The sequence below is a fragment of the Streptomyces sp. Ac-502 genome (genome assembly GCF_045222935.1).
GTDB lineage: Bacteria > Actinomycetota > Actinomycetes > Streptomycetales > Streptomycetaceae > Streptomyces > Streptomyces monomycini.
The window spans coordinates 8,444,551-8,456,217 of record NZ_JBHFFO010000001.1; the positions used below are offsets into that span (position 1 = coordinate 8,444,551).

Consider the following 11,667-nt stretch of genomic DNA (forward strand, 5'->3'; position numbering starts at 1 on the left):
GCCGGGTCACAAGCCCCCTGGGCACAAGCCGCCGGGCAACCACCAGCCCCCTGGCGAAGAGCCGCCAGGTCACAAGCCCCCTGGGCACAAGCCGCCCGGCCACCAGCCTCCCGGCGAAAAGCCGCCGGGACATAAGCCTCCGGGTAATCACCAGCCGCCTGGTCACCAGCCTCCCGGCCATCGGCCGCCGGGGCATGAGGTCCCCGGCTCTCCGGGGGCGGGGCATCGGCCGCCGTCCGATGTCGCCGGAGACGTGGACTCCCGAAACCCGTCGGCCGCATCTCCTGCCGGCGGCAAGGGCCGGGTGTCCGGGGCCGTCCAGGCCGCGCAGGGCCCGGCGCTGGCACGCACCGGCAGTGATCACCTCGGTGCCGCGGCTGCCACGAGCGGTGTGCTGCTGCTCGGTGGTGTGGCACTGGTGCGCCGCAGCCGCACCTCGCGCGCCTGACGTCCGCCTCTTCGGCACTGCGTGACCAGTCGCATCTGGCGGCTCCCGAACCGGGGGGCCGCCAGTCGGGTACTCCGGCTCGGGCGCGGTGGTTGGCGGGCACGGGTGAGGGCGCGGTGGAGGTCTCGCCCCCGCCCCCAACGGTGCGCCGTGATCCACCGGTTGTCCCTTCGTGGTCCGGGCGGTCTTCTGGACGGAGCAACGAAGTGCCACGACGTCCGGTCACGTACCGTTGCGGTTCCTTCACCCGATGGTCACGGTCGGTGGTGTCACAGCTCCGGTGGCGGTGGTTCGGCGAAGAGGGCGCTGCGTCCGGCCGGCAGTTCCACGTGGTGCCAGGCGCGGCCGTCTTCGGCCAGCGTGCGGAGCGCGGCAGTGCTGTCGGTGAAGACGGGCAGCAGCGGACCGGTGCCCGTCCGTTCGATGACCTTGCGTACGGCGGGGCAGGGCCCGGCGAGCAGGAGCTGGCCGTCGGCCGCGTGCAGGCGCATGGCCTTGCGGACCAGCACGGCCAGGGCGTCGATGCTCAGCCGCTGTACCGCCGTCACATCGACGATCACGGTGGGCACCGTCGCGCGGCACCGGATGACCGAAGCCAGACAGCTGACCGTCTCGCACGATCCGTCAGGAAGAGACAGCAGGTGGTACTGGGCAGGCCCGGTGGCCGTCATGGAAGCCTCGTATCCGCAGTATGGGACGCCCCGGGCCCAGGAGCGCGCAGCCCCAACGGCACAACGCGCCGACCGTGCCACTGACATACCCGGCCGCCCCGGCGCCACTCTGCCTCGCCGGCACCAAGACCCCTACGCCTGCCTTCCGCCACCGGTAGCCGTCGGGTGAGGATGACCGGCGCCCGCAGCGCAGCCGAAGCCCTGTACCCGCCACCATCCCCAGTTCGAAAGGGGCGGCCGAAAAGTCACAAGAGCACGGCAGTTGCGGTCAGGTGGCGATCGAACTGGGTCGGAAGCGCGCATTCCCTTGAACAAGAAACTTTTTGCTCCGGCGGTATCCGTGCGGTCCGTAAGGTGGCGCCTCACCGACGGCAGAACACGTGTCGCAGGCGCCCCCTCTTCCCGCAAGGAGCTGGCCCACTTGAGCACCCGCACCCCCAAGCCACAGGGGAACTGCCGCACGGTACGGCCGACCGGCGAACTCGACCTGTCGACAGCACCGGCGCTACGCGACCTGCTCCGAGGAAACGATGCGGCACCCGCGGCCCGCCTCATCGCCGACCTCACCGCCGTCACCTTCATGGACACCAGCGCCCTGACCGAACTCGAAACCGCCCACTGCCGCAGCGAGGCCGCCGGCGGCTGGCTACGCCTGGTCTACCACCAGCCCACCATCGGCCGGCTCCTGCGCCTGACCGGACTGACCCGGCGCTTACCCCGCTACGCCACCGTCCAGGACGCCTGCACCGGCCGTCCGGCCCAGGCCATAACCGTCCGGCCCGCTGCCGCACCCGCAGGACCGGTCGCCTACATCAACGGCCACCTGCTCTCCGCCTGGACCAACACCCCGGCAGGACGCCCACCGCGGCCACCGGTGGCCGGTGGCCGACAGGAAGAGCGGCCCAAGCCCGCGTGAGCGGGCGGGAGGGACCTCACTGTCCCGGCAGCCTGAGTCATCGCTCGGTGCGCACACCACTGCACCGCCTTGATCCGCCTCTGGACAGGCGTGCGAGCGCGGATGGCCTGCCCGTTGCTTCGCAGGGCCGTCGGGGCGCCGCAGGGGTGTTCGAGGCAGGGGCCGCCGGGGCGGGGCGCGGTCCGATTGCGCGGCAGTCCTGCGGATGCGCCTGTCCGGTTGAACGGGCAGTGTTCACCAGCCGAACTGTTCGTATTGGCGCGGTGACTATCCGGCCGACATATGCGTCAGCAGAGCCCGGCCAGATCGTCGAAGTCACCGCTCTTGGTGCCCTGGACGAAGGCCGCGACCTCGGCGCGGGTGTAGACCAGTGCGGGACCGTGCGGGTGGCGGGAGTTGCGCACCGCCACCTGACCGCCGGGGAGAACGGCCAGCTCAACGCAGTTGCCGTAGGGGTTGCTGCGGGGACTCTTGCGCCACACCGCGCCCTCGATCGCGCTGGCGCGTGTGCCGTTGGGCCATGACTGCATCAGCTGTTCTCCTTGCCGGGCGATCATTCTGCGGTCCGTACGGGCCCTGCACGCGTGGCGGGAAACGACCGCTACGCAGCCGTTCTTGCCGATGCAATTGCAGATGTACTTGCAGCAGCGAGCCGGCGACGAGGATATTAGCCCTTCCGAACTGCGCGCCCCACCCCCCGAATGCCCCGACGCAGACCGGAACCTGGCGTCATCGCCGCCTCCGGGCACCGCGCGGCTCCCGGCCGTCCCGCGAGCCCCCACCACGCCAGGCGCGCACCTGTTGATCATCACGCCGGACAGCGAGGTACCGCCGTGAGGCACAAATCTGCCGTTTCCCACATTCCTGTCGGCCCGCAGGCGGCCATGTCGCCCCTCGACCGCGAGCCGTATCTGTCGCTGGCCCAGGCCGTCCTGGCCTGGCCCGGGCCCGAGGCGGCGCTCGCGCCCCGCGACTGCGAACAGATCACCCTGCAGCTGGCCGACCACGCCCGCACCGTCACCGAGGACGTCCGGCGCCGCTGTGCCGGGCTGCCCAAGAACAGCGCGGTGCGGACCCTGACCGAGACCGTGCTCGGCGAGGCCGACCGGCGCCTGTCCGTACGGCCGCGCACCACCCTGGCCGGCGCGCAGAGCCTCGCCCGGCTCGTCCGCGCGCTCTACGAACGCCACGACCGTCTGGAACACGTTCGGCACCGCACCGGCCCGTAGCGCCTCGCCGAGGGCTTGCGCTCTGCACAGGCGCACGTACCCCGCCACATCGCGACCGCCCAAAACGCTTCGCGACCTGATCGGGCCAGGGCGGGCTCGCGGTCCCGTGCTCTACTGGCCGGGCGGGGCGGTGCGCTGGGGAGGCACGCCGGGCAGCCGGGGGAGGCTGCCGGCGTGGCCGGCGCGGAGGTGTTGGTGGTGATCGCGGCTTGGAGCTGTCGCTGGAGGGCTTCGGGCAGGGCGGCGCCCTGGAGGCTGTCGATGAGGTCCTGGGCGAGGCGGTGGAGTTTGGTGTTGGTGTTCTGCGAGGTGGTGACCAGGACGGCCCAGGCGGCTTCGGGGGAGAGGGCGAAGGTGGCCATCAGGATGCCGCGGGCCAGGTCGATGACCGGGCGGGTGCGCATGGCCCGGCGCAGATGAGCCACTTCGGCCCGCAACTCCCGGACGCCGCCATCCGGAGGCGGGTCCTGGCCGGGCGGGGAAGCGCGCGCCACCTCCTGGCCGCCGCCCGGGGCCGGCGCGTCGAACAGACGGCGGGTGCCGGTCAGCTCCAGAATCCGGTCGACGCTGCGACTGCTGCTGCACAGGACGACGCTCTTGCCCTGATCCGCGGCATGGCCGCGCAGACGCAGCAGGATGTTCAGGCCGGAGCAGTCGCAGAAGCGCACCGCATCGAGGTAGAGATCCATGCCGGTCACGCACTGGTCCAGGGCGGCCCGCAGACCCGGCTCGACGTGCGCGCCGGTATCCAGGTCCAGCTCGCCCTGGAGCGTGAGAGCAGTGCGCTCACCGTGCGCGGTGGCCGTCAGGGCCACCCGGCACGCCCCCGGCGCCGGCGGCTTCGCGGCCGCGTTCACGGCGCGTTCGGTGTCGCCCCCGGTGAACAGGGGGGCGCTGTACGCAGGCTCCGGCATGGCTTCCTCTTCCTCGTCGGCTCACCTGCCCCCGTGACCAGTCAGACTGCCCCAGCGGAGGCACACACGTCAACCAATACACGAAATATGATACGTGCTTCGGGTTGCGTGAACTGCGGGGCGCTATGATCGCCCCATGCATGACGTGCCCGAGCCGCACACCGGATGGACGTTCTTGACCAGCCACGCCCGGGTGCTGGCCGCCATCGCCGACAACCACCAGGCCCGCATCCGCGACATCGCCGCACACTGCCGGCTGACCGAACGCGCCGTTCAAAAAATCATCGCCGACCTGGAAGGCGACGGGTACCTCTCCCACACCCGCGAGGGGCGCACCAACACCTACCAGCTCGAACCGGGCAAGGTACTGCGCCACCCGGCCGAAGCGGACCTCGGCCTGACCGTGGCCTCCCTGCTCTCCCTGCTCGTCCAGGACGAACGGGACCGCAGCGGCCCCTGAGGCCCCGCCCGCGCGGCACGGCCCGTCCTCCGGGCCGTAAAGGTGGACCGCAAGCTCTGGTCCGGTGCCTGCGGAGCGGTTCGACGTCAGGACCGCCTGGCGGTGACGGCCTGCAGGCGGCGGCCGTCGCACACGCGCCAGGGCGCTGGAGGGCACGGCCCGATGGTGTAGGGCGACAAGCTCCGTCTCGCTGAGCACCAGCTCCGCCTTGCGCCGGCCCGGCTGCGGCATGCCCCTGAGCCCTTCGAGCCGATGGGCAGCGAAGCGCGCACTCCACTTCCTCACCGTGTCCGCGGCACACGCGTATCCGGCACCCCGTCCGCGCACGCCAGTATGATGCGGGCCCGCTCGGCAAGACGGGGCTCTACCGTCCCGTCCGTCCAGCGCGCCAACTCAGCGAACTCGGCACCGGACAGCCTGACTTCAATGTCGTCAGAACCCCGAGGTACGTAAACAGGCTACGGACTTCAACCCGCGTTCTCCGGCCCATCGCGCTCGGTTTCGCGCGGCAGTTCACTTCCTGCAGTATCAATTACCACTCAGTCACCGGTTATGAGGGAGGCAGTGATCGGCAGCGGCGCGGGAGCCCACCGATCGGAGCGTACATCTGCTCAGGCGTCCTGCGGCGACTGAGCAGGGCGCCGCACGCATTCAAGACCGTCGATCTGAGCCAGGCCGTCCCCTGCGCGAGAGCGGTGTGCCCAGGGGTGCCCACTCCGTTACCGCTACCCAGGCAAGTCCGAGGGCGTCATTGCCTTCACCGCCATCGCGCACACTCTCATATGCCACCGTCGCATTTGTGCATGAATCGGTGACCGACGGAGGCGTCAGCGTATTGCCAGGGCCAGACGCGTGTGCTTCCATGGGAGCGTTTGCGGGTAGATGCCTAGCCGAAGTTGCTATGCCGAATTCCTGAGATGGCTGGCGTTCGGTTGACTTCTGTGCCGCACTGTTCGCTGCCTCTCGCTAATACTGATCCGCTCATCGCGTCCCTCCCTCCTCTTGGGAGTGATCATGTATTTGACTCAAGGATTGCATCGAGCCCTGCAGCAAACGCCGGGTAGTCCACTGACCGTTTATGAAGGCCGAGTCACTACTGCTGCCCGGTGTGCGGACCGCACGGCGCGTCTTGCTGCGGGCATGGAGGCACTGGGGGTCCGGCCGGGTTTTCGCGTGGCCCTGCTTTCGCTGAATTCCGACCGCTTCCACGAAACCCTGCTGGCCACCTGGTGGTTGGGGGCCGCAATCGTTCCGCTCAACACTCGCTGGTCGGCAGCCGAGGTGGAGTTTGCCCTGCGCCACAGTGGCGCCTGCGTCTTGTTCGTCGACGATGCCTGTGCTGTGCTTGCGTCGGAGCTCAAGGGCGGGAAAATAGCAGTGGTCTATTGCGGCGACGGAATTGCCCCCGAGGGGGCTCTGTTTTATGAGGAAATGCTGGAGCCGACTCCGATCAACGACAGCGGCACTGGTGGTGATGCGCCCGCAGGCATCTTCTACACCGGCGGCACCACAGGGTTCCCGAAGGGGGTGGTGCTGAGCCACACCAACCTGGTGTCGTCCGCGCTGGGCAGTCAGGCCACCTTGCCTCTGGTCACCCCCGGCGGCAGCTGTCTGCACGCCGCTCCCATGTTCCACCTGGCCGCTCTCGCTCTTTGGACGGCGCAACTGCTGGTGGGCGGCACGCACGTCATCCTGCCTGCCTTCACCCCGCAAGGAGTGCTACGCGCTGTCGAACGGCACCGGGTGGACTCCGCTCTGCTCGTGCCGACCATGCTCCAGCGGCTGCTGGAGCACCCGCAACGCCCCCACACCGACCTGTCGAGCCTGCGCCGGCTGGTCTACGGCGGGTCGCCCATACCGGAAAGTACGCTTGCCGAGGCCCGGGCTGCCTTGCCAGGGGTCGACCTGGTGCAGGCATACGGCATGACCGAACTCGCGCCTATCGCCACCCTGCTGGGGCCGGCCGACCACCAACGTCCCGATACGGCCCGGTCGTGCGGGAGAGCCGCCGCGCACACGCAGGTGCGCATCCTTGCCGCCGACGGGGCTGAAGCCGCCCGGGGGCAGGTCGGCGAGGTGGCCGTCCGGGGAGCCAACGTGATGCTGGGTTACTGGAACGATCCGCAGCAGACGTCCCACGCCGTGCGCGAGGGATGGATGCACACCGGCGACAGCGGATGGATGGACGAACACGGATACGTGACCATCGTGGACCGCATCAAAGACATGATCATAAGTGGTGGCGAAAACGTGTACTCCACGGAAGTCGAGAACGCTCTCCTGCACCACCCTGCGGTGGCTGGTTGCGCCGTCATCGGGGTGCCTGACGCCACTTGGGGCGAACGGGTGCACGCCGTCGTCGTCCTGGCCGGTGAGGGGCAGACGACAGCCGACGGGTTGCGGGCGCACTGCAAGGAGTTGATCGCCGGCTACAAGTGCCCCAAGACCGTGGAGTTCGTGTCCGAGTTACCGATCTCCCCTGCGGGTAAAGTCCTCAAAGAGCATCTGCGCAAGGCCAGGCGACCCACCGACACCGGGTCACACGAGTGAGTTGCGTGGCTTGGCTCTTCAACATCCTCCGGTAGCTCTGTCGCCGATGCTTTCCACCTTTCGGGGCTCTCGGTGTCCGTCTTCACCCATCAGCGCAAAGGCTCCGCGCCCAGAGGGCTTCAGCGATGGGCGGATACCAGATGGGAGAGGGCACGTTGAAGCAGCGCGAGATCCATGTCGGGCAGATCCGCACTCAGTATCTGGAGGCCGGCACCGGACCCGCCCTACTGTTGCTGCACGGTGACGCCGGAACCGCCTTCGACTGGGCCGACATCCTTTCGGAGCTGGCGCCCGGGCATCGCGTGGTGGCCCTGCACCTGCCCGGTTACGGCTATACCCAGACGCTGCCACCGACGTCCGGGGAACAAGACGATGCCGAGCACATCGCGAGGTTCGTGTGGGCCTTCGCCGACGCGGTCGGGATCGGCGACACCATATTGGGCGGCCACTCTTTCGGTGGGCTCACCGCCCTTCACGCGGCCCTGCAGCAGTCCGGCCGAGTGCCCGCCATGATCATTGTTGACGGCGCCGGGCTGGGCCGCGCCGTGGGGCCGCTGCTTTACGCCAACGCCAATACTCCGCTGGGCCGGCTCACTGCCGCGGCCAACCTGATGCCCGGCGGGGCCGAACTCCTCAGTCTGCTGCTCGCGCCTTCGCTGTACCGGCAGCCTTGGCGGGTTTCCCGGGCGGCCTGGAAGCACCAGGTGGAGGCTTCGCGCAGTCGCGTGTATCTACGCATGGCGCTGAGTGTGGCCCGCCGCAACGTCGGCTGGCTCGGCCAGAAGTATCCCGTCGTCGACCGTTTGCCGGAGCTGTCTATGCCGGTGCTCCTCGTGTGGGGGCTGCTGGACAACGTCGTGCCGTTCTGGCATGGCGTCCGCGCCTCCAGGCTGTTGCCCGCTGCCCGGCTGCACCTTGTTCCGTTTGCCGGGCACATTCCGCACGTCGAGGCATCGACCGAAGTCCTGGAGGTCATGCGGCCGTTTCTCGGTAGCGTTGCGGAGGGATCGGCTCGGTGCTCTTCGTAGCTCGCCTCAGTCGATCAGCTTGTCGACTGCATCATCAAGGCGGCTTCCACTCGGTTACTGACACCGAGTTTCTGGAATACGTTGTGCAAGTGGTTCTTTACCGTCTTCTCGGAGATGCCCAGGCTTCGGGCGGTGGCACGGTTGCTCTGCCCGGAGCTGACCACTGAGAGGACGCGACGTTCCTGGTGCGTCAGGGACTGCAGCGCCGCCGGCGTAACCGGAATCTCGCGAACCGAAGCGGCATTACCCTGTTCAAGCAGGGTTCGCTGCATACCGCGCATGACCTCTACCAGGTCCTGTTGCATGGCCACGACGCCCGCCAATTGTTCCGCGATGCTTCGCGCGCACGAGCAGGCACCCGCGTCCGTATCCGCAGGAGGTCGCCCCGATTCATCCATGTCCTGCCCCCTCACCTGGCGGCCGCCCATGAAGAAGTGACTCCCCGCTCCGGAGAGTCTTTGAGTCCGAGGGGTAATCCCCGCAATGGCCTGTCAGTAAGCGCGTTTTTCAGACGAGAACGCCGAGGTGCCGACCGAAAGCGCTCGCAATCTCCGAGGTCGCCGTGGTAACAGGGACGGGTGATGGAAGGGATTTTTTCACCGAATATGACAGCGGCTAGCGCGGTGAAAACGTGATACCGCAGGGAGGACGAGTAAGGCGAACTTCGCTATGCGGCTGGAGACATTGCCAGCGGCTGCTTGCCCCTGGTGAAGTCCAGCACCATCTTGCCAGTGTGCCGCGCCCCGGCCATGACTTCCAGCGCCTCTCGTGCCTGCTCGCCTTCCCAGACGGTGACGGGAGGGAGCGGGAAGTCTTCATGCGCCATACTGCGCGCGACCTGACGCGCAACGTTTCGCAAGATGGTCGGCCGTTGTTGGGCCAGCAACTGCAGATCTACGCTGAAGAACGCGAGGTTGCGGCGGAACGGCGTCAGGCCGAGACTGCCGCCACTGTAGATGTCGCGCTTGCCGAGTTCGACGAACCGTCCGCCGATCGCCAGCGTTTCCAGGCCGGCCTGCTGGGCCGCTCCCGGCAGACAGTTCAGCACGACATCCACCCCGCGCCCTCCGGTGGCCCGGCGGATGCTGTCCGCAAACCCGACCGTACGGGAGTCGGTGACACCCTCCACTCCCAGAGCACGCAGGTAGCGTCGCTTCGCGGGCGAACCGGCCGTCCCGTAGACGCGTGCGCCGGCCGCACACGCCAGCCCCACGGCGATCAGCCCCACACCCCCGGTGGCGCAGTGCACCAAGACGGATTCACCTGACTCGACCCGGGCCAGCGTCTTGATCCCGTACCACGCGGTCAGGCCAACCGCGGGCAGGGCCGCAGCGGTCGTGAAATCCAGTTCCTCCGGCATGGGCAGAACGAGATCACAAGGCACGGTGACATGGGAGGACCAGGCGCCCTGGTCATCCGCCACCAGGGCCGCCACACGATCCCCGATGGCCGGCTCCGTCACTGCCGGTCCCCTGCGGACGACCACGCCGGAACAATCCGCCCCCAACGGGGGTTGCCCGTGCTCGGAGGGGTACTTCCCGCGCGCGCTCAACACATCGACGAAGTTCAGACTCGCCGCTCTCACGGCAATCTCCACCTCGTCATCTCCGGGCTGGCGGCGAGGCTCACGAACTCTCACGATGGCGCCGGATTTGCCGCCGCGGCCCATGCGCAGACGAACAGCCTGGCCCGATACGCCATCACCCATGACATCACCGTCCGCAATCTGTTGCCGCGGCAACCAGGTGTGAGGAGCCAACACTGACGTACCGAATTCCGGGATCGGACAGCAGCGCGTGTCGAGTCCTGGCTCCGACAGCGGGATCGACTGCATGGTAGGCGGCCCGCACCCCGGCCGGTATGGGCCAACATGTCTGGGACCAAATGCCCAGAGCGATATCCGGCTTGCCCGGGTACTCCGAACGTGACCTGCTGTCGCATTCACCGATCGCCGTTCGGAGGACATGTGCCGACAGAAGCTGCAGGCACCAACGAGTGGGCACCTGCCGGCAGTATGAACGGGCTCGAAACCGCGATGTGGCGGCTCGGCCACAGCCCGGACTACCGTACCGACGTAGTGGTGCTCCTCTTGCTCGACACCCGTCCCGACTGGGACCACCTGTGCAGTGCCTTCCGCCACCTGGCCCGTAAAACGGTGCGCCTGGGAGGGCGCGTGGTCGACGGTCCGCAGACGTTAGGGCGCCCGATGTGGGCACCCGACCCCGACTTCACCCTGGAAGACCACTTGCGTCGCGTCACAGTGTCGCAGGACAACGCCTGGAATGAAGTGCTGCTCCTGGCCCGGCAGCTCGGAACACCGATGCTGGATCGCCACCGGCCGCAGTGGGAGGCCCTGGTCGTCGAGAGCCTGCCGGAAGGGCGGGCGGCGCTGCTGCTTCGACTGCACCACAGCGTTACCGACGGAGCCGGATTGCGTCAGGCCATGGAAAGCCTGCTTCCCCGCACACGGAAGCATTCGCTGCGCTCGCCGGCGAAGCCCCCGCTGCCCCTACACGGAACAGCAGTGGCGTCCTGCTCCTTGAGCGGGCACTGCAAGACGTCACTCGTCTGCCGCGGCAGGCTCACGAACAATGGCAGCGGCTCGCCCGCAACGTTTCCCACGCCGTGCGCGCGCCCCTCAAAACCGGCGCCAGCACACTGTCCGGCCTCCAGTCCGTCGCCGAACTCCTGACCACGCCGTCCCCCGCCTCACCCTTGCTCTCCCCACGCAGCCGCAGACGTCATTACGGGACGCTTCACGTACCGCTGAGCGAGATCCAGCGTGTCAGCCGAACCTCGCACGTCTCGGTCACGGCGACATTCCTCACCGCCTTGCTGCGTGCCTTCGCCGACTACCACCAGCACCTGGCATCGTCGCATGACCAGCTGTCCGTCGCCTTGCCCGTCAACGTGCGCTCTCGGGAAAACCACACGGGCGGCAACCTCTTCGCTCCGGTCCGGCTCGCCGCACCACTGAGCCCGGCCGAGCGGCCGACCGACGCCCTGCGCGTCACCGACCATCTTCTGCGCAGCGTCCGAGGCAATGCGGCTCTCCAGCTGTTTCCCGCGCTGGCGCCCGCGTTCGGCCTCTTGCCGGAGTTCCTCCTGCAGGCAGGTATACGGCGGATCGGGTCGACGGTCGACCTGATAGCCAGCAGCAACGTGGGACCAGCTCATTCTCTTTACCTCTCCGGAGCTCAGGTGACATCCGCCCTGGCCTTCGGCCCTCGCGGCACCACCGCGTGCATCACGACGTTGCTGTCGTTCGCCGGCACCTGCGGCATCGCCTACAACCTGGACCCGCGAGCCATCACCGACGTCACGTACTTCGACCATGCGGTCCGCCGAAGCTTCGCGGAGTATCTGGGCGTCGAGGTTCTCGACCCCCTCGGCGGTGCGCCCCGCCGCGGCTGAGCAAGGGTGCAGCAGCTTTCCCACCAGGCTGAACGGG

The 11,667-nt window shown here is 68.3% G+C and carries 13 protein-coding genes and 1 pseudogene; 9 read left to right on the top strand and 5 right to left on the bottom strand.

Annotated elements, in window-relative coordinates:
* The first annotated feature begins 253 nt into the window (after nucleotides 1–253).
* Nucleotides 254–448, top strand: coding sequence for a hypothetical protein (locus tag ACEXOX_RS38315; protein WP_406526706.1), 195 nt, complete (start codon nucleotides 254–256; stop codon nucleotides 446–448).
* Nucleotides 449–717: 269 nt separating this feature from the next.
* Here the strand turns inward: ACEXOX_RS38315 and ACEXOX_RS38320 are convergent, their stop codons facing one another.
* Complete coding sequence (locus tag ACEXOX_RS38320; protein WP_406519696.1) at nucleotides 718–1,119, bottom strand: STAS domain-containing protein; 402 nt, start codon at nucleotides 1,117–1,119, stop codon at nucleotides 718–720.
* A 421-nt stretch (nucleotides 1,120–1,540) separates the two neighbouring features.
* Between ACEXOX_RS38320 and ACEXOX_RS38325 the strand changes: the two genes are divergently transcribed.
* Nucleotides 1,541–2,035, top strand: coding sequence for an STAS domain-containing protein (locus tag ACEXOX_RS38325; RefSeq protein WP_406525369.1), 495 nt, complete (start codon nucleotides 1,541–1,543; stop codon nucleotides 2,033–2,035).
* Between the two features lie 287 nt (nucleotides 2,036–2,322).
* On the opposite strand, the gene ACEXOX_RS38330 is transcribed toward ACEXOX_RS38325, so the two are convergent.
* Nucleotides 2,323–2,565 carry a DUF397 domain-containing protein gene (locus ACEXOX_RS38330; protein ID WP_406525370.1) on the bottom strand — a complete coding sequence of 81 codons (243 nt, stop codon included), beginning with the start codon at nucleotides 2,563–2,565 and terminating at the stop codon, nucleotides 2,323–2,325.
* 303 nt (nucleotides 2,566–2,868) lie between these two features.
* Here ACEXOX_RS38330 and ACEXOX_RS38335 point away from each other — a divergent pair, with 303 nt between their 5' ends.
* Nucleotides 2,869–3,264 (top strand): DUF6415 family natural product biosynthesis protein, encoded by a 396-nt coding sequence (locus tag ACEXOX_RS38335; RefSeq protein WP_406525371.1) that lies wholly within the window; start codon nucleotides 2,869–2,871, stop codon nucleotides 3,262–3,264.
* Here ACEXOX_RS38335 and ACEXOX_RS38340 read toward each other — a convergent pair.
* Nucleotides 3,213–4,178 carry an anti-sigma factor antagonist gene (locus ACEXOX_RS38340; protein WP_406525372.1) on the bottom strand — a complete coding sequence of 322 codons (966 nt, stop codon included), beginning with the start codon at nucleotides 4,176–4,178 and terminating at the stop codon, nucleotides 3,213–3,215. The genes ACEXOX_RS38335 and ACEXOX_RS38340 overlap by 52 nt on opposite strands.
* A 136-nt stretch (nucleotides 4,179–4,314) precedes the next feature.
* Between ACEXOX_RS38340 and ACEXOX_RS38345 the strand changes: the two genes are divergently transcribed.
* The 4 genes and pseudogenes from ACEXOX_RS38345 to ACEXOX_RS38360 all read left to right on the top strand — a co-directional run bounded on the left by ACEXOX_RS38345 (nucleotide 4,315) and on the right by ACEXOX_RS38360 (nucleotide 8,216).
* A complete protein-coding gene (locus ACEXOX_RS38345; protein ID WP_406525373.1) occupies nucleotides 4,315–4,638 on the top strand; it encodes a helix-turn-helix transcriptional regulator in 324 nt (107 codons plus the stop codon).
* Between the two features lie 705 nt (nucleotides 4,639–5,343).
* Nucleotides 5,344–5,445 (top strand): annotated as a pseudogene (locus ACEXOX_RS38350) (IS5/IS1182 family transposase); the annotation flags it as partial.
* A 207-nt stretch (nucleotides 5,446–5,652) separates the two neighbouring features.
* The gene (locus ACEXOX_RS38355; RefSeq protein WP_406526600.1) at nucleotides 5,653–7,188 is read left to right on the top strand and encodes an acyl-CoA synthetase; all 1,536 of its coding nucleotides are present in this window, start codon (nucleotides 5,653–5,655) and stop codon (nucleotides 7,186–7,188) included.
* A gap of 125 nt (nucleotides 7,189–7,313) precedes the next feature.
* Nucleotides 7,314–8,216: an alpha/beta fold hydrolase gene (locus ACEXOX_RS38360; protein ID WP_406525374.1), complete on the top strand. Its 903-nt coding sequence runs from the start codon at nucleotides 7,314–7,316 to the stop codon at nucleotides 8,214–8,216.
* Nucleotides 8,217–8,230: 14 nt separating this feature from the next.
* On the opposite strand, the gene ACEXOX_RS38365 is transcribed toward ACEXOX_RS38360, so the two are convergent.
* Together ACEXOX_RS38365 and ACEXOX_RS38370 are read right to left on the bottom strand one after the other, a co-directional pair.
* Entirely contained in the window at nucleotides 8,231–8,644 is a 414-nt protein-coding gene (locus ACEXOX_RS38365; protein ID WP_406525375.1) for a helix-turn-helix transcriptional regulator, read from the bottom strand.
* Between the two features lie 239 nt (nucleotides 8,645–8,883).
* On the bottom strand, nucleotides 8,884–10,050 hold the full coding sequence (locus ACEXOX_RS38370) for a zinc-binding dehydrogenase (protein ID WP_406525376.1): 1,167 nt from the start codon (nucleotides 10,048–10,050) through the stop codon (nucleotides 8,884–8,886).
* 180 nt (nucleotides 10,051–10,230) lie between these two features.
* Between ACEXOX_RS38370 and ACEXOX_RS38375 the strand changes: the two genes are divergently transcribed.
* Both ACEXOX_RS38375 and ACEXOX_RS38380 read left to right on the top strand, forming a co-directional pair.
* The gene (locus ACEXOX_RS38375) at nucleotides 10,231–10,908 is read left to right on the top strand and encodes a wax ester/triacylglycerol synthase domain-containing protein (RefSeq protein WP_406525377.1); all 678 of its coding nucleotides are present in this window, start codon (nucleotides 10,231–10,233) and stop codon (nucleotides 10,906–10,908) included.
* Nucleotides 10,842–11,630, top strand: coding sequence for a WS/DGAT domain-containing protein (locus ACEXOX_RS38380; protein ID WP_406525378.1), 789 nt, complete (start codon nucleotides 10,842–10,844; stop codon nucleotides 11,628–11,630). Before ACEXOX_RS38375 ends, ACEXOX_RS38380 begins: the two co-directional genes overlap by 67 nt.
* Nucleotides 11,631–11,667 lie beyond the last annotated feature (37 nt).